General features: G+C 55.9%; 26 protein-coding genes and 1 pseudogene. 23 read left to right on the top strand and 4 right to left on the bottom strand.

Annotated features, from left to right (window positions below; translation table 11 throughout):
• Nucleotides 1-2: 2 nt before the first annotated feature.
• Nucleotides 3-1,364 carry a PQQ-binding-like beta-propeller repeat protein gene (locus tag RBH20_RS20320; RefSeq protein ID WP_306712109.1) on the bottom strand — a complete coding sequence of 454 codons (1,362 nt, stop codon included), beginning with the start codon at nucleotides 1,362-1,364 and terminating at the stop codon, nucleotides 3-5.
• Between the two features lie 573 nt (nucleotides 1,365-1,937).
• Between RBH20_RS20320 and RBH20_RS20325 the strand changes: the two genes are divergently transcribed.
• The 11 genes from RBH20_RS20325 (at nucleotide 1,938) to RBH20_RS20375 (ending at nucleotide 10,224) form a co-directional block, all read left to right on the top strand.
• Complete coding sequence (locus tag RBH20_RS20325) at nucleotides 1,938-2,228, top strand: hypothetical protein (RefSeq protein WP_306712110.1); 291 nt, start codon at nucleotides 1,938-1,940, stop codon at nucleotides 2,226-2,228.
• Nucleotides 2,225-2,539, top strand: coding sequence for a hypothetical protein (locus RBH20_RS20330; RefSeq protein WP_306712111.1), 315 nt, complete (start codon nucleotides 2,225-2,227; stop codon nucleotides 2,537-2,539). The genes RBH20_RS20325 and RBH20_RS20330 overlap by 4 nt, the downstream gene beginning before the upstream one ends.
• Nucleotides 2,530-2,736, top strand: a complete 207-nt coding sequence (locus tag RBH20_RS20335) for a hypothetical protein (protein WP_306712112.1) — start codon at nucleotides 2,530-2,532, stop codon at nucleotides 2,734-2,736. Before RBH20_RS20330 ends, RBH20_RS20335 begins: the two co-directional genes overlap by 10 nt.
• Nucleotides 2,733-2,972: a hypothetical protein gene (locus RBH20_RS20340; RefSeq protein ID WP_306712113.1), complete on the top strand. Its 240-nt coding sequence runs from the start codon at nucleotides 2,733-2,735 to the stop codon at nucleotides 2,970-2,972. Before RBH20_RS20335 ends, RBH20_RS20340 begins: the two co-directional genes overlap by 4 nt.
• 58 nt (nucleotides 2,973-3,030) lie before the next feature.
• Nucleotides 3,031-3,396, top strand: a complete 366-nt coding sequence (locus tag RBH20_RS20345) for a hypothetical protein (protein ID WP_306712114.1) — start codon at nucleotides 3,031-3,033, stop codon at nucleotides 3,394-3,396.
• A gap of 233 nt (nucleotides 3,397-3,629) precedes the next feature.
• Nucleotides 3,630-3,833 carry a hypothetical protein gene (locus tag RBH20_RS20350; protein WP_306712115.1) on the top strand — a complete coding sequence of 68 codons (204 nt, stop codon included), beginning with the start codon at nucleotides 3,630-3,632 and terminating at the stop codon, nucleotides 3,831-3,833.
• Between the two features lie 347 nt (nucleotides 3,834-4,180).
• Nucleotides 4,181-4,528, top strand: coding sequence for a hypothetical protein (locus tag RBH20_RS20355; protein WP_306712116.1), 348 nt, complete (start codon nucleotides 4,181-4,183; stop codon nucleotides 4,526-4,528).
• A 239-nt stretch (nucleotides 4,529-4,767) separates the two neighbouring features.
• On the top strand, nucleotides 4,768-5,475 hold the full coding sequence (locus RBH20_RS20360) for a metallophosphoesterase family protein (RefSeq protein WP_306712118.1): 708 nt from the start codon (nucleotides 4,768-4,770) through the stop codon (nucleotides 5,473-5,475).
• Between the two features lies 1 nt (nucleotide 5,476).
• Nucleotides 5,477-7,978, top strand: coding sequence for a polyphosphate kinase 1 (ppk1, locus tag RBH20_RS20365; protein ID WP_306712120.1), 2,502 nt, complete (start codon nucleotides 5,477-5,479; stop codon nucleotides 7,976-7,978).
• A gap of 451 nt (nucleotides 7,979-8,429) precedes the next feature.
• Complete coding sequence (locus tag RBH20_RS20370) at nucleotides 8,430-9,149, top strand: metallophosphoesterase family protein (protein WP_306712122.1); 720 nt, start codon at nucleotides 8,430-8,432, stop codon at nucleotides 9,147-9,149.
• A gap of 166 nt (nucleotides 9,150-9,315) precedes the next feature.
• Nucleotides 9,316-10,224, top strand: coding sequence for a CHAD domain-containing protein (locus tag RBH20_RS20375; protein ID WP_306712124.1), 909 nt, complete (start codon nucleotides 9,316-9,318; stop codon nucleotides 10,222-10,224).
• A 279-nt stretch (nucleotides 10,225-10,503) separates the two neighbouring features.
• Here RBH20_RS20375 and RBH20_RS20380 read toward each other — a convergent pair whose 3' ends face one another.
• Nucleotides 10,504-12,840, bottom strand: coding sequence for a methyl-accepting chemotaxis protein (locus RBH20_RS20380; protein WP_306712126.1), 2,337 nt, complete (start codon nucleotides 12,838-12,840; stop codon nucleotides 10,504-10,506).
• 244 nt (nucleotides 12,841-13,084) lie between these two features.
• Here RBH20_RS20380 and RBH20_RS20385 point away from each other — a divergent pair.
• Nucleotides 13,085-13,357: pseudogene (locus RBH20_RS20385) on the top strand (IS5/IS1182 family transposase); the annotation flags it as partial.
• 283 nt (nucleotides 13,358-13,640) lie between these two features.
• Here RBH20_RS20385 and RBH20_RS20390 read toward each other — a convergent pair.
• Entirely contained in the window at nucleotides 13,641-14,687 is a 1,047-nt protein-coding gene (locus tag RBH20_RS20390) for a PAS domain-containing sensor histidine kinase (protein WP_306712127.1), read from the bottom strand.
• A 171-nt stretch (nucleotides 14,688-14,858) separates the two neighbouring features.
• On the opposite strand from RBH20_RS20390, the gene RBH20_RS20395 reads away from it, so the two are divergent.
• The 5 genes from RBH20_RS20395 to RBH20_RS20415 all read left to right on the top strand — a co-directional run bounded on the left by RBH20_RS20395 (nucleotide 14,859) and on the right by RBH20_RS20415 (nucleotide 17,623).
• Nucleotides 14,859-15,545, top strand: a complete 687-nt coding sequence (locus RBH20_RS20395) for a hypothetical protein (protein WP_306712129.1) — start codon at nucleotides 14,859-14,861, stop codon at nucleotides 15,543-15,545.
• A gap of 57 nt (nucleotides 15,546-15,602) precedes the next feature.
• On the top strand, nucleotides 15,603-16,502 hold the full coding sequence (locus tag RBH20_RS20400; protein WP_306712131.1) for a transcription initiation factor IIB family protein: 900 nt from the start codon (nucleotides 15,603-15,605) through the stop codon (nucleotides 16,500-16,502).
• A 75-nt stretch (nucleotides 16,503-16,577) separates the two neighbouring features.
• Nucleotides 16,578-16,964, top strand: coding sequence for a hypothetical protein (locus RBH20_RS20405; RefSeq protein WP_306712133.1), 387 nt, complete (start codon nucleotides 16,578-16,580; stop codon nucleotides 16,962-16,964).
• Between the two features lie 85 nt (nucleotides 16,965-17,049).
• Nucleotides 17,050-17,346, top strand: coding sequence for a ribbon-helix-helix domain-containing protein (locus tag RBH20_RS20410; protein WP_306712134.1), 297 nt, complete (start codon nucleotides 17,050-17,052; stop codon nucleotides 17,344-17,346).
• Nucleotides 17,336-17,623, top strand: a complete 288-nt coding sequence (locus RBH20_RS20415; protein ID WP_004966184.1) for a type II toxin-antitoxin system RelE/ParE family toxin — start codon at nucleotides 17,336-17,338, stop codon at nucleotides 17,621-17,623. Before RBH20_RS20410 ends, RBH20_RS20415 begins: the two co-directional genes overlap by 11 nt.
• On the opposite strand, the gene RBH20_RS20420 is transcribed toward RBH20_RS20415, so the two are convergent.
• Complete coding sequence (locus RBH20_RS20420; protein WP_306712139.1) at nucleotides 17,602-17,991, bottom strand: hypothetical protein; 390 nt, start codon at nucleotides 17,989-17,991, stop codon at nucleotides 17,602-17,604. The genes RBH20_RS20415 and RBH20_RS20420 overlap by 22 nt on opposite strands.
• Nucleotides 17,992-18,097: 106 nt before the next feature.
• Here RBH20_RS20420 and RBH20_RS20425 point away from each other — a divergent pair, with 106 nt between their 5' ends.
• From RBH20_RS20425 to RBH20_RS20450, 6 genes are all read left to right on the top strand, one after another.
• A complete protein-coding gene (locus tag RBH20_RS20425) occupies nucleotides 18,098-18,538 on the top strand; it encodes a hypothetical protein (protein WP_306712141.1) in 441 nt (146 codons plus the stop codon).
• Between the two features lie 131 nt (nucleotides 18,539-18,669).
• Nucleotides 18,670-18,951, top strand: a complete 282-nt coding sequence (locus RBH20_RS20430) for a ribbon-helix-helix domain-containing protein (protein WP_050007921.1) — start codon at nucleotides 18,670-18,672, stop codon at nucleotides 18,949-18,951.
• Nucleotides 18,944-19,228 carry a type II toxin-antitoxin system RelE/ParE family toxin gene (locus RBH20_RS20435; protein WP_050007922.1) on the top strand — a complete coding sequence of 95 codons (285 nt, stop codon included), beginning with the start codon at nucleotides 18,944-18,946 and terminating at the stop codon, nucleotides 19,226-19,228. Before RBH20_RS20430 ends, RBH20_RS20435 begins: the two co-directional genes overlap by 8 nt.
• Before the next feature lie 115 nt (nucleotides 19,229-19,343).
• Nucleotides 19,344-20,168 carry an N-6 DNA methylase gene (locus RBH20_RS20440; RefSeq protein ID WP_306712147.1) on the top strand — a complete coding sequence of 275 codons (825 nt, stop codon included), beginning with the start codon at nucleotides 19,344-19,346 and terminating at the stop codon, nucleotides 20,166-20,168.
• Nucleotides 20,169-20,231: 63 nt separating this feature from the next.
• Entirely contained in the window at nucleotides 20,232-20,495 is a 264-nt protein-coding gene (locus RBH20_RS20445; RefSeq protein WP_151147787.1) for a hypothetical protein, read from the top strand.
• Nucleotides 20,496-20,622: 127 nt separating this feature from the next.
• Entirely contained in the window at nucleotides 20,623-20,910 is a 288-nt protein-coding gene (locus RBH20_RS20450) for a PadR family transcriptional regulator (RefSeq protein WP_008313475.1), read from the top strand.
• Nucleotides 20,911-21,180: the final 270 nt, after the last annotated feature.

Raw genomic sequence — 21,180 nt, forward strand, 5'->3', positions numbered from 1 at the left:
AGTCAATCTGAATCAGTCGAGAGATGCCGGAGCTGGAGCCCCATGGTATAAAGCCCGCTAGTTGCTGGACGAATATGTACAGGCGCATCAACGAGGTTAGGTTGTCGATCGTCGGGAACGGTGTACAACTGCGTACGTGAGGCCTCCCCACTATCAGTCTCGATGTTATGGACACGGATCCCTTCGATCCCTCCTTGATCGGGGATCAGAAGATGCTCATCAGCGATTATTCCAGCATCCGGAGCGAAACTCTGTCTGGTGCTGTACTCCCACGTCTTCGAACCATCATCAACGGAGTACGCTATGGTGGTATCGTCAGCTACGACACAAACCTGCGACCCGTTTGTGAAGATGTCGGTTGCCTCAGGTTGAGGGAGAATATCTGGAACAGTCCAATTGAGGGTACCATCGCTGTCAAAGGCAAGCAGGCCCAGACCCGATTTCTCCGTCGTCCCCAACGTGGAGTTGTCGTATGCAGCTATGAGGACGAAAAGTTGATCGTCAACCATCGTCTGACCTTCGAACCCTTCCATCGAATTATCGGTCAGCCATGTTGTAGTGAACCCGAAATCCAATTCCCCATCAGCGGCGTTCCACGCCGCCACGCGCATCGGGTAGTCTTGAGAGTCATCGGTGGTATCGTATCCGATGAGAAAAATCTGTTCCCCAGCAGCGAGCAAATGCTCGGTGTAGTTACTCAAATCTTCGAGGTCTTGGTCTATTACCACTTCACCGGCAGCCATATCCACGACAGTCAGCTTGGTGTCGCCGTAGTCATCGTATGTGACAGCGTAGTACCCTTCTGCAGTAGTTTGTGTGGCGACTGGGTCTTCCCCAACATCGGTAAGTAGACTCTCACGCTCACCGGTATCGGCGTTCACAATCAAAATCCCCCCGTTATTCGTTGTGGCTGCGATTCGGTCGTCTGCGTAACCCAGGTTATCAATCGCGGGATTCTGTCCAGTCCAAATGACATCCCCATTTCCGTGGTAAGCAGCAATGATGTTCCGCTTGAGGACATAGATTCGGCTGCCACCGGTGATGACTTCTTCGGCGCCGTCTTCTGATTCTCCGACTCGGCTGACCCAGTTGCTGGTATACTCTTCACTACTGAACTCACAGGATGGAATATAGCGGTTGTTCTGGCCATTCCCGCCAGTACTAATCCAATCAAGCGGTTCGGCATCGGGTTCGGGTGTAGCAGTATCCTGACTTGCTTGCGACTCGCTGTGCTCGTCTCGAGCGTCTTCAATCTCTTTTGGGACTGTAGAAGTCGCATTCCCGTCCGATGATGAGCCACCACAACCAGCCAAACCCACCGCACCCGGTGCTGATATATATTTTAGGAACTTTCGTCGGTTCATATGACTAAAGAGTAATATCGAAATATAAAGATTTACTTCTGTCTATATTTTGCTGGTGGTGAAGAATGACAGACGATAGACGATTTTCATAGATTGATGATGAGGGAATAAGTGTAAAACATATTAAATTAAGATAACAAATATGCTTGTTGTGTCATATATCGGGAATCGGTATTGCAGTATATTGGTCGCTGTAGCAGACCTATATAATTGAGATCTCTGCATCATCACGAATATGCCATCAGATTATATGGTCTCAAAGTGTAACAAAGAAGTCGCCAATCGAGTAATTCGGATATACTTCGATGGGAGAGAAATCCCGATTAATCTTTGTGGGGAAAACTGTGTCAAATTAGAGACCCTTGACCAACCTAAATGATGGATACTGCATACGCGCTCTACATCTTGCACGGCTTTCAGAAAATATACGAAAGTTGTTAGGAGTCTCAGCGGTCAGTAGGCAGTCTTATTGAGCGGGTATTTCAGCCAGCACAGTAATCACAAAAATCCATCTACAGCGGCAGCAAGTCCCAATTTTGTGTGCCTCTGGCGGGTGAGAGGATGTCTCGAAATATGTCCTACCGTCGTTCGGAAGACCTGTCACAGCCACCCACCCCGAAGTTCGTCGAGTCCATCGCGACGACTGTTCGGGGGCAGTCCGGCAGCGCCGATGTTGAAGCGGTTGTCCTCCGTGCGGTGGCCCGGCGCTCAGAGAGTATCGACCTCCTGGACATACTCGAACTTCGCTCGCTCTTGGACGTCGACGACGAGCAGGCAGACACGATAGAGGAACAAGTTGCGACCATCATCAGCGTCATCGAAGCCGAACTCGCTGGTTGGGACCGGCAGGAGGTCGCTGCATGAACGCAGCAGGCACGGCCACGTTGGGCGATTTCGGCGCTGGTGGCCCACGCTCGGATGCGCTGATTGACACGCAGAGCGCGGCACAGGAGGCCGCTATCGGTAAGTGGGAATTTCTCGCCGTTGGCAACGATACGATCGGGTGGCACATCCCCGACACCGGAGCAACACTCCTGCTCAAAGGTGGCGACGCTGGCTGGACGCTCGAACGGGCGACCAAACTGGTCGGGACGCGACGGTCACTCGATGCCGGGCTGGAGCTTGCCAGCTCGTACATGGCGGATCGACCGGAGGGAGCGTCGGGATGGCGATGATTGAGCGCGAGCAGTGGCGTCGTGAGGAACGCCACCGACTTGCGGCAGCACTGGCACGCGCCCGGTTCTGGCAGTCGGTTGCGCCGCATAAAATCGGCTTCTGGGACGCCGTCGACGAGACGCTTCTAGCTCACTACCCGGGCTGTCGGTACAAACGCAGGACGACACTCGATGACTTCCGAGAGGAGGATTCATGAGCGACACTTCTGACCCAATTCTCGACAAACTCCCTCCAGAGCGGTTGCTGGACGCCGATCATCTCCAGCCAATCGTCGCCGGCATCAACTGTATGCACTCAATGGAGACGGTCAAGCGGTATCTCGCATACGAGAACAAGCACCAGAACCGGACGCCGATCCAGTCTCGCCTTCGAGAGCGGGCACGGGAAATCCGTCGCGATGAATCGGATGCTGAGGAGCAAGCCGTCGCATAATTTCTGTGCCCCAGCGGGGTGAGGGGCGTCCCACAGAGGACGTGCCGCCAAACCGACTATGTGTGAAAACAAGGCAGACGAGACGGCTGTACAGCAGTGCGACGACCTCGATATCGACCCTGATGCCGTGGATATCGGTGATGGACTGAAAACGACCGAGGGCACGTCTGCACTCGCCGTCGTCGGTGTTGACGCCGAAAACAAGCGCGTGAAGGTGTACTCCCCGTCCGGCGAGCTGACGGTCGATCGCTGGGTGAGCATGGACCTGTTCAGCGTCCACTCCCCGAACGAGGACATCCAAACCGACGCCGACCGCGAAGCGTGGCTGAACGAGACGCTGCCGAAGAAGGCTACGCATATCGACGGCAACGTGTACCCACTCAGGTATGCCATCGACGAGAACGGGAACGTAATCGCGGAATAATCGAGGAGTCGTACCACCCTCTCTTTCGCTCACTCTCACGGTCACGGTTCCCGAGCGCTTGCGCTCGGGGGACACGCTCCACCTTGGACCGGCAGGCCGGTCCGGCGGTCCCGCTTCTGGAGGCAGGTAAGGCTCATCGCGATGAATCGGATGGCCGGGAACGAGCCGCCGTGTATTTTCTGCGCCCCAACGGGGTGGCGGGCGTCCCACTGAGGGCGTGCCGCATACCGATTATGAGTGTAAACAAGACAGACAAGACGGCTGCACAGCAGTACGACAACTATCCCGATCCCGACGCCATCGTTCACTTTGGCGATGTCTCGGAGGAACTGGTCGAGTTGGTCGAGGAAACGGTGGAAACCTCCGACTTCCTGTCGACCTCTCGCGACGACCTGCCGGAAACGACGCTGCTCGTTGAGGCGGTCGAAAATGAGTGACGACCAGCTGTTCATCGTGGTTGAGGGTGTCGGGCCAGCAGATTTTCCTCAGTCACAGTGACTCGACCTCTTTGAAGTCGTCGTCGATACGTCTTACAGGCCTATACAGGAGAGGAAACGAGATTTCCGCCGGTATGCTGCCGATTCCGCTTAAGTACGGGTTGGAACCTCGAACGTCATGCTTGGCGGAAGTCCGATGGCTGGATTCCACGTCTTTCAGAGTCTGGAGGAGGTCAATCTCAGACAATTGTTTCGTAATATCATTATAATATTATTATCTATTTATACTTACCTTTTATGTGTAAGAAGAAAGATGTATATACGGCTATATTCATATACATATCAATATGACAGAGATAATTTTTGACGCCTCCTACCCGGGCGGCCGCGACCCGCCTGATCTCGGTGGGTTCGAGCACAAGGACGGTGAGTGGCGCTTGAGGCTTGATGGGTACGAGCGATTTATCCAGGATGTCACGGGAGTGGCGGTTGATGATAACATCTCGCCGCGGGAATTGAAAACCATACAAAGCCGGATTGAAGGCTGTGTTGCGACTTACAAGCGTAGTGGCGGATGCATGTGTGACGAGTTTGAGAGCTACGAGCACGTCGATTCGTTGGAGACCGTTCAGGAGCTATCCCGGTTCTTCAGAGTCCTCGTGGCGACCCGTATAGAGGACTCACTCCCCACGTGATGTTCGGGTTGGTTCATCCGGCAACCGAACAACGCGTTTCGACTCTCGTGGTAATGAGTTTCACTCTCCGTGTGGAGATCCATATAGCGAGCGCGACACGGAGAATTCAAACCTGTGAGGTGGGTTCGCCCGGTGGTTGACAACAGCGATACATACTACTATATACTCATCATATAACTGATTAAATACGCAATCCTGTACGTTCCGGTATCTGTAGTCGGATCACAATCAAACGTACCATGCCATCGAGGTTCACGCTCAACCCGACAATCGACGCCACACATCACCAGTTGGATAGCACTGACTGGGACAATATATACATCACCGGAGATGTCCACGGGTGCTACCAGGCGCTTTGTCGGTTACTCGATAGGCTCGATCCGAGCCCCGGTGACCTCGTCGTATTCGTCGGCGACCTCGTCATGAAAGGACCGGACAGCAAAGCCGTCCTCGATCTCGTCAGTAACACACCGAACTTCTATTCCGTTCGCGGAAACAACGAGCAGGAACTGATTGACGGCCGCGAATCGATCGATAGCCTCACAGAAACCGACCTGGCGTATCTCGAATCGCTTCCCGTCGTTATTTCCTGGGACGACGTCGTTGTGGTTCACGGTGGTATTGACCATCGGAAGCCGGTCGTCGAACACACACTTGATGAACTGTTGAACACTCGTTCGCTTGTCCCCAACGGGAGCTACGACCGCCCGTACTGGTTCGAAGCGCGTCAAGAGTTGCCGCGGGTGTTTTTTGGACACACCGTTCTTGCTGAGCCGTTCGATAGTGAATACGCGGTAGGGCTTGATACGGGCTGTGTGCACGGTGGCCAGTTGACAGCGTACGATTACCGAGCTGAGAAATTCATATCTGTCGAGCCAGCCGAGACGCACGTCCAGCGGCCGGCTGATAGCATCGCTGAACCACACGATCAACACTCACACCTCTAACATGGATACCGACTCGCCGCTCGATATCTCGCCGTATGAGCCGCCAAATGTTGATTTAGAGGATACAGACCTCTATCTGAATCGGGAACTCAGTATGCTCGCGTACCAGCGACGAGTGCTTCATGAGGCGCTGGATAACCGGAATCCGTTGCTCGAACGAGTCCGGTTTTTGTCCATATTCACACGTAATATCGACGAGTTCGTGATGAAGCGTATCGGAGGACTCAAACAGCAGATCGATGCAGGTATCGAAGGGACGACAGTTGATGGACGAACAGCTGTCGAGCAGTGGAAAGAAATCCACGACCAACTGCAGCCGATGCTGAAAAAACAGGCGAAGTGTTATCAAAAAAAGGTCCGTCCAGCGCTGGCCAACGAGGGCATTGAAGTAGTCGATTACGCCGAGTTGAGTGCAGCAGAACAGTCTCAGGTCCGGGACTACTTCGAGGAGTCGGTCAAACCGGCGCTGACACCATTATCTTTTGATCCGGCCCATCCGTTCCCGTTCATTTCGAACCGGTCGCTGTCCCTCGCCGTCCTCACGGAGCAGTCAAACGAGAATGAGCCGACGTTCACTCGGATCAAGATTCCGCCCAACAGGCCGCGGTTGATAGACGTCGACAGCGGGACGCGGTACGTGCTGGTTGAAGACGTTATCCGCAACAATCTTGACCTCCTGTTGCCGAACATCGAGATACTCGATACGGCACTGTTCCGCCTCACACGCAACGCCGAGGTGCACCGGAACGAGGAGGTCGCTGAGGACCTCATCGATATGATTGAGGATGTTCTCGAACAACGCCGGTTTGCCAGCGTTGTTCGGATGGAAATCGAACCCGACGCTGACAGTCGGATTCAGGAGACGCTGCAAGAGCAACTGAAGCTTGACGACCGTGAGATATACGCTCTGAATGCTCCAATCGATTATCGGGACTTCAAGACGCTGACTGATATAGACCGGCCGGAACTCAAGCGCGAGCCGTGGACGCCACAGCCACATCCACGGCTGGAGCAGGGCCAACAATCTCCATTCGACGAAGCAGAGCAAGAGACGACCAATCAAACTGTTTTCGACCACATCTACGACGATGACATCTTGCTCCATCATCCGTACCACGACTTCGACAGGACGGTCCAGCGGTTCTTGACCGAAGCAGCGAACGACCCTGACGTGCTGGCGGTGAAGGCAGCTATCTACAGAACTGCAAGCGACTCGCAGGTCATCGAGTCGCTCATCGAGGCCGCGGAGAACGGTAAACAGGTCGCGGTAATGGTCGAACTGAAAGCTCGCTTCGACGAGCAGAACAATCTTCAGTGGGTCCGACGTCTGGAGGAAAACGGCATCCACGTCGCGTACGGGACAATCGGATTGAAAACCCACACGAAAACTGCGCTCGTGGTCCGCGAGGAGGGTAACGATGTTAACCTGTACTCACACGTCGGGACTGGGAACTACCACTCTGAGACTGCAAAGGGGTACGTCGACCTTGGGCTGTTGACCGCCGACAGAGATATTGGGCAGGACTTGGTGACACTGTTTAATTCATTTACCGGGCCGGGTCTAGATAACCAGTTCCGGAAACTGTTGGTCGCGCCGGTGACGATGCGCCAGGAGTTTACCCGATACATTCGTCGCGAGGCCCAGCACGCACAGGCCGGGCGTCCGGCACGGATTGTGGCAAAAGTCAATGGCCTCGAAGACCCAGTAATAGTCGAAGAACTGTACCGGGCGGCAATGGCCGGGGTCGAGATCGACCTCATCGTCCGCGATATCTGTCGTCTCCGGCCCGGAATCGACGGTATTAGTGAGAATATCTCGGTTCACTCTGTTGTGGGTCGATTTCTTGAACACTCCCGCATCTTCTATTTCGAGAACGGTGCACAGGCGAACGACTCCGAAGAGACGGGTCCACAGGGCCATGGTGGGCAACCCGAATATTATATTGGCAGTGCTGATTGGATGACCCGGAATCTCGACAGCCGAGTTGAGGCAGTGACGCCCGTTGAGGACCCGGTGATTCGGCAACAGCTGAAATTCATTCTCGATCTCATACTCTCTGACAACCGTAAACGCTGGACGATGAATCCTGATGGGAGCTACGACCAGCAGTACCCTGCCGACAGCGAGAGGGTAGTCGATACGCAGTCAGTTCTGATGAGCGAGACGAGACGGGCAGCAACGGACGATGACATCACTACGGGTGTCGCGACGGATTTTCCTGTGGAGAGTAATATTCTTGTTCAGGCTAATACTGATGAGGGCGCCGCGGAGATATCCGAAGATCAAGACACTCAGTCAACTCTGAATCAGCAAACAAGCGATGGGGGGACGGTTACGGGGGATCCGCTTCATCGCCATCCAGAGAAGTGGTACCGGCCTGACAGCAACATCTACGAGTTTACTGTTCGAACCCCGGAGGGTGGTCGCCGTTACCTGAAGACGAGAGGGGGCGCTGAAGCGGCACTCCGGAGACTATATGGCAAAAAGACGGACGAAAACTGATCCAAACGGCCAGGAGGGACACCGCTACATACATAGAACACAATAGCCATCATAGCAGCGTATTTTTTCTGCAAACATTATTACCCCGTATGGTTGCACTGGGAGTACTCCAATGCCCCGTTTGTGAGAAAGTATGCTTTTATCAACAAAAGGCAACCACCACACGGGACCGGTTGAAAGAGTTAGCATCAGACCATCTCTCGTCTCATAGGCTTGATGAGAGTAAACAGGGCATCTATCGGGTCATGATGGCTGATAAAACTGGAGACATTCAACTAAGTGATGCCAACGACACCCCGACCAGAGAGTGGATACCACCGACGGATGGCCTCCCTCAGCAGGCACGAAGCGAACTATAACTACGCTAGTGAAGATGGAATATATATTCGACAATACCATTCTCTATCCCTATTAGAAATGCACTTGAAGTCCAATAGCTATCGTAATTACAATGACTCACTTGTTTTCTGAGACTGTCGCGGCACAAACCAAGCAAATCGACCCGGCCGCCTGGGACCAATTGTATATTATTGGCGATGTCCACGGCTGTCGCTCCACTCTTGAGCGTCTCTTGACAGAACTTGGGCCGACATCCGAAGACCTTGTTTTGTTTGTCGGTGATCTTGTACGGAAGGGCCCGGACAGTGCGGGAGTAGTCGATCTCGTCCGGTCGCGTCCGAATTTCTTGTCTGTCCGCGGCAATAACGAAGAAAAGCTCCTCCGGGGCGAGAAAGACCTTGCCACACTCGACGATGATGACCTAGAATATTTGGCATCGCTCCCAGTCGCCATTACTTGGGATGAGGGAATTGTCATCCACGGGGGCATTGACCCGTCCCGACCGCTGGCTGCACACTCGGCAACGGACCTCCAGAACATTGCCGAAGTAAACGACGGCTTCTGGTGGGAGTCCTATACCGGTTCTCGTCGGGTCTTTTTCGGCCACAAACCGTTAGCTGACCCAGTCGTTGGATCACACGCCCTGGGTCTTGACACCGGTTGTGTGTACGGCAATGTATTGACTGCATACGAGTACGCTGCAGACCGGTTAATCAGCGTTGCCCCCGAACAGACCTACGAGAACCGTGCAGAGCACAAGTGGGTCCACCCAACCGGGGCGACACCTGTCGGAGACAGTAGCCAGTCTACACCTGCGGTCTTTGCCGACTGAGACTGAGAAGGTATCATTCGACGCCGTTGAGTGACACTCTGCCGTTGAGCAGTTCGCCGCTCTTTCGTCTGCTTCCACATCTGGAATTATTTGAACAAGCAACAAGAAAAGCGGAACATGGTGTTTGGACGGAGCTTTTTATTTCCACAAAAAAGTCGTTCTTGATATGGAGTACACGCTGCAACCCGACGAACGAGTCTCTGAGGGTATCAAGCGAATAATCGATGGCAAGGTCGAACGGGGTATCGAACACATCGACGGCGATATGGATCGTCACGAGACCGTCCACGAGGTTCGGAAACGGTGCAAAGAGGTGCGTGCGGCGGTCAGGCTCGTTCGACCTGTCCTTCCGACCTACAGCGCTGAGAACGCCCATTATCGTGATGCCGGACGGCGTATCTCCGATATTCGGGACGCGCAAGCGGCCATCGAGACCTTTGACGACCACGTTCAGCCAATGGCGGCCGATCACGGATCACTGACTGATGAGACGTTGGCTGACCTTCGGGGGATCCTAGTCGACCGCCGTGAGCAAGTCGCGGCCGAGCAGGACCTCGACGCCCGACTGGCAGAAGTCCGAGCTGACCTCGTAGAAGGTCGAGAACGGGTGGATACGCTTCCCATCGCAACCGAGGGGTACGACGCGGTCGCCGGCGGGCTCAGAAAGTCGTACAAGCGCGCTCGGAATCGGATGGATGACGCCTACGATGACCCGGAGTTCGAGCGGTTTCACGAATGGCGCAAGCGGATCAAGTACCACCGATATCACTGTCGGTTGCTCCGCCGGGTGTGGGTGGGCCCGATGAAAGCTCGCCGTAACGAACTCAAGACCCTCTCGGACATCATCGGTGACGAAAATGACCTCGCGGAGTTCAGTATCATGATGCACGAGGAGGAACTGTTCGACGGGACGACGCGATCGACACTTGAAGAACTCATCACTGGCCGGCGCTCTGAATTACATCGCCAAGGGCGCGCACTCGGTGAACGGTTGTTTGCCGAGCATCCTGACGAACTCGTTGACCGGATTGGGAGCTATTGGGACGCGGCCCAGGAGTACGATCCTGATCCCTGATTCGGAGCCGACAATTGCCGATTACAGGCGGAACAGGATGATTTCTCGGGGTCGTCGGGAAATCTGAATTTCCACACTCACGGTATTCTGTTAGGAGCCATTCCGTCACATACTCATCGGTCAATACGGCCTCTTTTCGGCTGGATCGACGGCGGGCGACGCCGACCCGATGACGCCGGCCCCGGTTCCCACTGGCTCAGGGGACGTGAGGGGGACAGTTCCGACCAGCGACGGGGCGGTCGACGTGGACCGACTGCTCGACCGCTGGACGTTGATCGATCAGTCGTCCCCTGTTGACTCTGCTCCTGTGCGGTCCTCGACCGCCACCTCGAACACGTCAGCCCCGTTGTCGATAGTGAACGTTTCCAGCAACTGCCCGAGGTCGGTGGCACGGTCGGAGAGTTGCGCGACGGAGGATTCGACGTCGTCGACGGCCACGACCTGCTCAGTCGCCGCGTCGGCGACGGTGGCCGCTTCGACAGCCGTGTCGTCGCTAATGTCGCCAACTGTCTCGACCATCGAGACGACCTCCTGTGTCGACTCGGCCTGCTCATCGGTCGCACGGTCGATCTCTCGCATCCCGCTGGTCGCGTCCTCGATATCGCCGACGATGTTGTCGAACGCATTGAGGGCGTCGCTGACGGTCTCGGTTCCAGTGTCGACCTTCGACTGGGTGGCATGCATCTCGTCGACGGTGCGCTCGACCTGCTGACGCATCTCGTCGATAGCGGTTTCGATGTCAGCAGTCGCTGCCACCGTCTCGTCGGCGAGCGCCTTCACCTCGTCGGCGACGACGGCAAAACCGTCGCCATCGCCTCCGTTCTCGGCACGGGCGGCCTCGATGTTGGCGTTCAACGCAAGCATCGTCGTCTGGTCGGCGATATCGGTGATGAGGTTGGTGACGGACTCGATCTCTCCCATCAGCGCGTCCAGTTCTTCGACTTGTGCGACGGTCTCGTCGGTCGACCGCTCGATATCGTCGAGAGCCGTCGCCGCCCGCTTGGCGGCCGTTCGCCCGCTCTGTGACCGACTGAGGGCTTCATCAGCCCGATTCCTGACTGTGTCGGCGGCGGTAGACACCTCTTCGACGGTCGCCGAGAGGTCCTCCAGCTCCTTCCAGACGGTTTCGAGTTTCTCCGACTGTGTCTCTGCCCCGTCGGCCATCTCTGCGGCCGAGGATTTCACGCTGGTGCTGCGGTCCTGAACCGCGTCGACGTTCTCCGAGACCGTCTCGCTCGCGGTGTCGACGGCCTCGCTGAACGACCGGACCTCGCGGATGGTGTCTTCCCACTCGTCGAGCAGGTCGTTGTAGGCTGTTGCGATCCGGGCCATCGACTCGGCGTCCGTGTCGGACGACATCCGCGCCGTCAGGTCCCCATCGGCACAGGCGGCCATGACCTCGGCGTAGTCCTTGGCGCGGTTCTGGAGGCTCTCGCTGAGTTCCTCTGCGGCCTCACGAGCCGCTTCGGCCTCTCTTTTCGCCGATTCAGCCTCGTTTCTGGCGGATTCGGCATTTTCTCTGGCCGCCTCCGCGTCAGCGATTTGCTCGCGGAGCGACTGCCTCATCTCGTCGAAGGCGTCGAACAGCCGGCCGATCTCGTCGGACCGGGATGTTTCGAGCGTCACGTCGAGGCCACCGGCTCGCATCTCGTCGGCTGTCTCGGCGAGCTCCGAGAGGGCTGTCGCCGAGCGCCTGCTCATCGCGATGGTCACGCCGCCGAGGACCACCACTGCGGACACGAGCGTCAGGACAAGGCTGGTGGCGATCTGGTTCCGGAGGGCATAGGCGCTCGACGCCGGCACCTGCGTTACGACTGTCCACCGAACACTATCGAGGCTCGCGTACCCGTATACCGTCTCCGATGACTGGGTAAAGCCATTGGCACCCCCGTTCGTGACCGTAGTGGCGGTCTCCTCTGGCACGCTTTTACCGACGACGGCCGCGCCCTCCGATCCGAGAATCGTCGTCTCGCTGTCGGCCAGCGACCCGCGGAACGATTCGGTGCGGGCGGAGAGGTTCGCCTCGACGACGACGACGTGTTCTGTGTTCTGTGGTGCGGAGCTGACGAATGCCAGAACGCTATCGTTTGTCACCGGCGACCGGTAGGGCTCCGCCGGAACGACAACACTCCCCGGCGTGTCGGTCTCGTCGTCGATGGCTGTCATTTCCGACCCCCACGGAACGCCGAGGGATGCCAGTGTCTCCCCGCTGACGCCGCTTGCGGTGCTAGCTTCTACCGTGCCGTCGGAAGCTTGGACGTAGTGGACGGCCACGAACTCGGACGTGAGGTCGTCCGATTCGAGCAAGAGGTAGTCCCTGATGACGCCCGGTTGCCCGTTCTGGAACTCCTTGACCGACGAGAGCGTGCGGGTCTGCCGCCGGAAGCCGTCAACCCAGTTGTCGAGGCCGTCAGCCTGTAATTCGGCGGTCGAGACGACCTGTGCCTCTACGCGCTGGTCAAGCGTTCGCGTCGTATCAGTGTAGAACACCGCTCCGATTCCTCCGGCAACCAGGACCGCCACCAGCACCGCGGCCACGAACTTCCGGACGAAGCTCCCTCGCACAGCGGCCGGGACGAGGTGGGCGACTCGGGGACGGAAATCTCGGCTCACCATTCGTTCGGCGATTTCCAGTTATCGTACAAAAAACTACGAGATATATAGAAGTACTGACAAAGGTATATACGAACAATCTGGATAAATTCCGGCAATAGAACGTCTAATAGGCTGTCTCCAGAACCACCTGTCTGATAATCCGACATCGATATCCATCCGCCCATTATCAAGTTCAATATTTCAGTGTGATACGGCTCAATTGAATCTACAGACAGTGCCGGGACAGGTCGTTAGAATCACGAGTATGAAGCGGGAGAGTGATGTTATGTCCAGCACCCTCTTCCGCTTCATGAAGCAGGTGGCTTCACTCGCTCAAAAGCTTACTGACGCTGTGCTGATGGAACTGAGTGATCCAGTCGGCAACGGGTTTGCTGGCTGGAAGCACGCAGTCTTGGTCTATCTGCGTGAACGTATGAGCGCGGAATACAAGGAAATTATCGACTGGGCCGAAGAGATGGAGCGTGTTCGAGCGGTATTGAACCTTCAGCGCGTGGAGTTCCCCGCGCATTCGACGCTGTTTGACATCCTCCCAGCGTTAAACAGTAGTTGCCGAATCAGATTCACATCGAAGCAGCTAGGGCGGTGTTTGCTCCAGAATCGCAGCGAGTGTGACTCTTCTCCCAGCTGTGAGGCTCGGAGCCAGCGAGGGAACGCCGCCGGCGGGACGCCGCCAGGCTTCACACCGCATCCAAGCAGACGCTTCCTCTAACCTGATGTGATCGACTGAAGCTGAGTGAGCAAGAAAGAGTTGATCACTAGAACGCCTACGCCAGCGGCATACTTGCCGTCCACAGCGGTAGTTACTGGTCTGACGGACTTGCTTCTGGAGGGAAATAGAAAGAGACAGTATTACCGGAATTAGTCCGATCAAATGTAATTTCGCCACCAAGGGATTCGACACACCACTTCATTACAAACAGTCCAACCCCGGTGCCATGTGAAACATCCGTATTTTCTATCGATTCATCGAGCGCATTCAGCTCAATGTCTGGGATAGGAGGGCACGAATCACTGATACTGACTTCGACCCGACCGGTATTCGGTGATTCGCCAACAGTTATCGTGACTGATGGGGCTGTACTGTTGCTGTGGACGATGCCATTCTCAATAGCGTGCCTCAGTGCCTGATTGAATGCCGAATCAATACTGAACCACATCTCTGTCTGTTTCTCAACAGTGAGCTTCGCGGTGGGGTACTTATCAGATAATTTTTCAACAGTCTCCGTGACGGCATCGAAGGTATTCCTGCGGACCCGCTTGGTTTGGGCTGGCGTTGTCGCACGTTCGATCTCTCTCACAGAGTCCGTTATCCGATCGATGTCATTCGTCTTCTCTTCAATTTTCTCTGTATGTTTTCTGATGTGATCAGTATCAACCTCTGACTGTATTTGCTGTGCCCGCCCAGCGATGACAGTCAAGTCGTTTCGGAGGTTATGACGCATAATACGGGAGAGTAAGCTTACTCTGCGGCTAGTGTTTGTGTATTCGGTAATATCCCGTATCTCGGCGAGGGCGAACGGTTCCCCATCAATAATAAGTTGTGAGAGATCAATCTGGGTCCAGATTAGCCTCCCGTCTTGTCGTTTAATCCGCCACTTGAAACGCTGGGGCTGACCATCGATTGCCAGTTGGATCTGTTGAACGACATCGTCTCTGGAAAACGCATACGTATTTGCACTGTATGCTTCAACGCTCATCTTACGGAGAGCTTCCGTAGAGTACCCGAACATTGACTCCAGACTCTCGTTGGCATCAACGATCGTCCCCGACTCAGGGTCAAACAGTGCAATCCCGATACGGAGTTGTTCAAACTGCTTCGGGAGCCGAGTGGGTACCTGAGAGGCCATGGTTACCCATGTCTAATTAAGCGGTATCATTGTTCCTATGAAATATATATAGTCTGCACCGACCACTCTTGTCCGAGAAGAGAATCACGCTTTAACCAGCTCTAGTCACCGAATTTTCTGCGCCCCAGCGGGGTGAGGGGCGTCCCACAGAGGGCGTGCCGCCTGTCATTCATGGCTACTACAGAATCCCGTAGCGACGCCAGCAGCATCGACGAGAGCGAACTGGAGGAGGCTAACCCGAACAACCGGACCGTTCGGGCGCTGACCGAAGTCATGACCGTGTTAGACTCAATTGGTCGGGCACGAAACGCCGACGACCTCTTCCTGGTCAACTCTGGCTCCGGTTCAGAGTACCTTGTCGACACTCGAACAGGGAGTTGTGAGTGCAAGTGGAAGCAGTACAACCCCGACAAAGAGTGCAAGCACCAGAAGCGAGTCGCCTTCGCCACCGGCGAGCGACCTATCCCGCAGTGGGCTGACGACGACGCCCTAGACGACCAGTTCGGATTGCACGTCGACGGCGAACCCCGCAAAGCAGTCGCTGACGGCGGAGTCATGCAGGTTCGGTTCAACGACGGCGGCGTCACGGATCCCAAAGATGACCCCTTGGCCGTCACCTCCGAGGATGAACCACGCACGAAACGAGCGAAGCAGGAAGATATCGACGTTTCCTTCCTCGCAAAGCCCGGTCGATACGAGGTCCACTCAGCGTCGGATAGCCGGTACGAGGTGGATGTGCTTGAGGAGACGTGCAGTTGTCCCGATGTCGCCGAGCGATGCAAACACCGTCGCCGGGTCGAGATCGAGATCGAAGCCAAGCGAGTCCCTCGCCCGGATGGAAAACTGCCAGACGCCTAACCGGGGGCCGCAGTGTGTTTTCTGCCCCTCCGGTCAGGTGAGAGGATGTCTCGAAATATGTCTTCACAAACCGTCCAGACGGCGTTGTCTGCAGCTACGCCGGGTTGTCCCGAGTGTGGCGGCACGCTCGATACCAGCGGGCGAGAAACGCACTGTGAGAACTGTGGCCTGGTGACCGAGCAAGACCAGATCGACCGCAGGCCAGCATGGCGGACGTACGACAAGGAGGAACAGCAGCGGACGGGCGCACCCCGGACGGCCACTCGACATGATCGAGGCTTGTCGACGAACATCGGAAGCGTCGATAGTGCAGACATCTCTCCGAGACGGCGTCGACGGCTTGCTCGCCAGCGACGACTCCACGGCCGGTCGAAGTTCACCAGCAAGCGCGACCGGAATCTCGCTCACGGGCTCGGTGAAATCCGACGCATCGCGAGTGCGCTGTCTGAGAGCAAGGCGGTGAAAGAGCAGGCAGCCACGTTCTTCAGGGAAGCCCAAGACAAGGACCTCCTGATCGGACGGTCGATTGAGGGCGGTGCAGCGGCCGCTGTATACGCTGCCTGCCGATGCAACGGCCTCGTGACGATGGAGACGGTAGCCGACGTTGCCCGGTGTTCTGCATCGCATATCTGGAACTGCTACCGGACGTTCTTGGTGGAACTTGACCTCCCGATTCCAGTGTCGCTTCCGGTGGACTGGGTGGCACGGATTTGTTCAGACCTTCCATTCAACGTTTCCCCGGAGATTCGCCAGCGGGCGCTCGAACTTGCAGAGCAGGCGACCGAGTCCACTGAGGTCAACGGGCGACCAGACGGTATCGCAGCCGGCGCTCTGTATCTCGCCGGGAAAGAGTCAGACATCCGGCTCACGCAGGCGACGATCTGCGAGCCGCTGGATGTGCATATTACGACGGCCCGGCAGTGGTTCCAAGAGATCGAGGAGTATATCGTTGCGTGAGCGCTCGCGACCGTTGTTTTGCGTGCCCCGGCGAGGGTGCAGGGCGAGCCAGCAAGCACGTCCTGAGAGAGACATATGTCAGTTACTGATACTCCAGAATCGGCGGCACAGCACGACTCTTCAAGTGTTTTTGCGTCGGTCCCAGCGCCACGGTCGCCAACGAAAGTCGCATCGTTTGTCGAACGAGTCCTCGTCGAACTTCGCCACGAAGCGGTGGCTGCTCGGTACGTGACTGATCTAGACCAAGCCGGAGCGAAGACGATCTGGTGTCGGGTCGAGCACACGCCGTTGGACGTCGACGCAGAGTACGTCCAGATTCGAGACGATCCGCGGTTAGGCGTTGGCGTCGAGCCGTGTTCGCAGGCGACGGTTCGAGAACGACTGTGCCAGTGTCTTGACCACGACCGGACTGGGCGCGTCGACGTTCGGCCGCTGGCCGACGTTTCGATGGGCGATGGCTGATGAGACGATACCACTGCTCGACAGCGCAGCTGTACGTCTCAGAATAGGTGAAGAATTATACTACACCAGCGTATAGCATTCGTATATGTCTGATACAGACAGCGATACTGGAAACGGTGGTCCAGAGATGGTACAAATAAACCTCCGATTGAGCAAATCGTTTCTTGAAGACATCGATGCAACGTGGCAAGAAGAAGGATTCAACTCACGGAGTGAGTTCCTTCGCCACGTCGCTCGGGATGCAGTGAAGCACCCCGCATTTAGTCGGAGTGGGTGGAAACAGATTGCCGCGAGCGAGCACGATCTTCGGGCGGATAATGCTGAACTGGTTTCGCGTGAAGACGTCCGTGCGATGATGGATCAAGACGGTAATGACGAGTGACGCTGAGTGGACGTGGAAGTTCACTGAGCGTGCGACTGAGCAGTTTGGTGATCTCGATACGCACGTTCAGGATCGAATCGTTTCGAAACTAGACGAGGTTGTCGACTCAACATGGCGCGAGCCCAAGGACTTCCTAGAACCACTGACTGGCGGGCCGTTCTGGAAACTCCGCGTTGGAACGTACCGCCTTGCATGTGTGCTTGCACATGATGCCTCAGTGCTTGAAATCCACAGAATCGAACACCGGAGTGGTGCTTACACGGCTGACGACGACTGACCGTCGCTTGTTCGCTTTGGAAGGTCAAGATCACCGAGGGCAGCGTGCTGGCGAAGGACACAGAGATGTGGGCAGACGGTCGTCGCCTGGAAGACTTCGCAGCTGCACCAGCCAGCGTGGGTCCCGTTGGGATGCTCGGCCAGCGAGCAATTAACCGGACAGTCGTCGTCGACGGAGACAAGAAACAGGTCCGGACGACCACCCTCCGTTACGTCGACACTGGCATCGAGAGCAGCGTTCCACGTTGCTGACCGGTCGTCACGAATCCGCCGGAAGTCGAGATCACGGGTGCCGCTGGGCTGGCGGGATATCCACTGGTCTGGGGGCGAACACTCGCTAGTCGTGGTGGGGGACTCGGCTGTTTTCATGATGAGTCCTCGTACTAACACGTATATTCTCAAACAGCAAGAACGTTGCTATAGAGGCGATATAGAGCGTATTTTGTGTTTCTCTAGTGGCTGAGAGAATCCAACAATGAGTAGTGGATACCGACGAGGGAACACCGGGCCGAAAAAGTTGAAGTGGCGCTGGAAAGATGAGACTGACAATCGGTCGCTGCCCCAATCGTGGGCCGACAACGGTCGCACAGAATCTCCCGAGGAGAACGAAGTGCAGTTGTACGCAATCCAGTGCCGGGCTGGGCTCTTACTTGAGTGGCTGGTCAATACACGAACTGGAAAGCTACTCAGGGGCCCGCTGAGCGAGAAGCCGGGAATTCGTGTTCTGTACGTCACCGCTGGTGGTGAGTATGCAGTCCTGAAAGAGTCCGAAGCCCGCGAAATTGACGATAGTTGGAAGCCACCCAAGCAGTTCGCCAGTATCATCGCGAAGGACATAGAGGGGGCTGATCCTGTTCCAGACTCCAGCCAGGACTACTACCGACGCTTGGTCGAAGACCTATACGACCCGTCGTAGCTGTTGTGAATACGGGCTCTTCATCCGTGAAAGCAATTGAAACGACCGCTCAGTATGCGTGTAGACGTATCGATGTGTTCAGTATGAACCCGGCAAAATCATTAATAGTACTACTAACGTATTACGGACGTATGTCTGAAGCAACCACAGGAGGAGACGAGGAGGATAAAATCGTCACAGTGAATTTCAAAGCCACAGAGTCATTCCTCGACGAAATCGACAAGACGTGGCAAGGACGCGGTTTCAACAGCCGGAGCGAGTTTATTCGTTACACACTCCGAGATGCTGTCGAGTTCCCGACGTTCGACCGCGACGAACTTATCGCACTCCTCGCTGCTGAGGAAGAAAGTCGTGAAGGAAAAACGATGGACGCCGAAGAAGCGCGTGAGAGGTTTGGAACAAGCGATGAGTGATGACGAGTGGACGTGGGAACTCTCTTCCACGGCACAGGATGATCTTAACTCACTCTCACCAGAGGTACAGGACCGAATCCTCGATAAACTCACTGAGATCGTCACCTCGCCGTGGCGCGACCCGCCAGAGTACGGCGAACCACTTCAGAACAGCCCACACAAGAAAATTCGAATCGGACAGTTCCGTCTCTCCGTGACGTTTCGGCAAGAAGAACAGTTGCTTGTTGTCGCCAGGATCAAACGCCGTGGTGGCGCATATACGGCTGACGACGACTGAACAGGCTCTATATTCACTCGGTCCCTATCCTGACTCGATCACTTGGCAAATAGAACTCTCAAAGTGACGCTCTCCAGCAGGCCAGATTTTGTGACTCTCTGGTGGCCGAGAGAGCATGGCTTCGCCACAGATCGACGTCGACGAGATTGTTGCAACGCTTGAGCAAATACGCCAGCGCGGGCACAGCTCGCACACGGTCTTCAGAGACTGGGTCAACCTCATGCTGTTCGCACTGCAGGACCGAGACGATCCGTATCTAGAGATTGTCGACGACTATCGCGAGCGCGGCGACATGGATCACCCACACGGGCAGCGGTCGGTCGACCTCTTCGCTAAGGTGTTCGGCCAGCTCCAAGAACGGATGGCGGCTACCAACGCTGACGTTCTGGGTGCTGTCTACGAGGAATACGGGATGTCCAGCGATGCGTTCGGCCAGCACTTCACGCCCCACTCTGTTTGCGAGACAATGGCTGAAATCGCCGGCATCGGAGACGCGAGTGATATCGAGGACCGACAGACGGTCCTTGACCCGGCCTGTGGGAGCGGTCGGACGCTACTGGTCGCCGGTCGAAAGCAGCCAGACGCGCTGTTTGTCGGGCAAGACAAGGACCCACTGTGTGCCCGAATGACGGCGCTGAACTGCTGTTTCCTGAATCTGGATGCCTACGTTATCCAGGGCGACTCACTGACTGTCGAGTTCCAGCGAGCGTGGCAGACGTCGTACTCTTCGCTGGGTGGGAGCGTTCGCGAACTCGACGATGAGGGGGTGTCCGAACTTCACGAGTGGGTGACCGACGCCTTCGAGAACACGGTCGAGGCGGAGAACCAGCCCAGTCCAACGCAGGGGACAGACACGGGCGCGGAAGACCAAGCATCTCCTGTTGCGACGTCTGTCCCAAGTGAGCAGGCCAGTCTGGATGCGTTCGAGGGCAGCGATTGACGGCTGTTTTGTGTGCCCCAGTCGGGTGCGGGGCGTTCCAGTGAGAGCGTCCCGAGAAGACCCATGTCAAGTGAACCAGATGTAGAGCCAGACACGGCTCCAGACTCAGTCGAAAAGGTCGAACGAACGGACTTTGGATGCAGTATGGAAGCACGGTTGGATCGAGGCACTGACACTCGCGATCAAGACAGAGTGACCATCAAGTCGAAGGGTGAGACTGCTGCGGAGACGATTGCAGAGTTCTACAAGCTCTTGGAAGAGTACGAGCAGGAGATCGGTGGCCGGCTTCGGGATGTTCAGCCAGGGGAAGACGAGGCAGGCGAGTAAGACGGGGATTGACAACCATTTAACATCAGATTTCAGCCGCTTTCGAGACCGGTCCTAGCCATCAATGCGTCTGGATTTTGGTCAATTTCAGTAAACTTAATGGCGCAAAGTTGTTAGTTATCCTAAGATGTTTGACCTCACCGGTTTTCAGCGTGATTTACTGTACGTGGTGTGCGGTCTAGACGGCCCACATGGCCTCGCGATCAAAGAGGAGATGGAGGAATACTACGAGGGAGAAATCCATCACGGGAGGCTATACCCGAACCTTGACACACTTGTCGACAAAGGGCTCGTTGAGAAGGCACAAAAAGACAGACGGACCAACATCTACTCAATCACGCGACGTGGCGAACGAGAGATAGCTGCTCGAAACGAGTGGGAACAACAATACAGAGCGGGTGAGCCTTCTGGATGACTTCCGACTCTGAATGGCCACGCCGCAGTCAAGATTGAGAACGTGGTTCACGCGGTCGTCTCAAAATACGATGAACAGGGTTATAAGGGGTAATTTACAGAGTGTGGCACCAGATTGGAAGACTTTCCAGACGGCGAAATCATCCGCGGTGATCGCAAGGAGGAGAGGGTGTGTGACGTACTCTATGACACGCTAGTATTAGACTAGTCTGCAGTCGCACCCCTCGTTGCCGCTGTAAACAATCGAGAACAGTTGCCTGTCTCTTATTTT

Origin of the sequence: Haloarcula sp. H-GB4, assembly GCF_030848575.1 — an archaeon.
In the GTDB taxonomy this organism is placed as follows: domain Archaea; phylum Halobacteriota; class Halobacteria; order Halobacteriales; family Haloarculaceae; genus Haloarcula.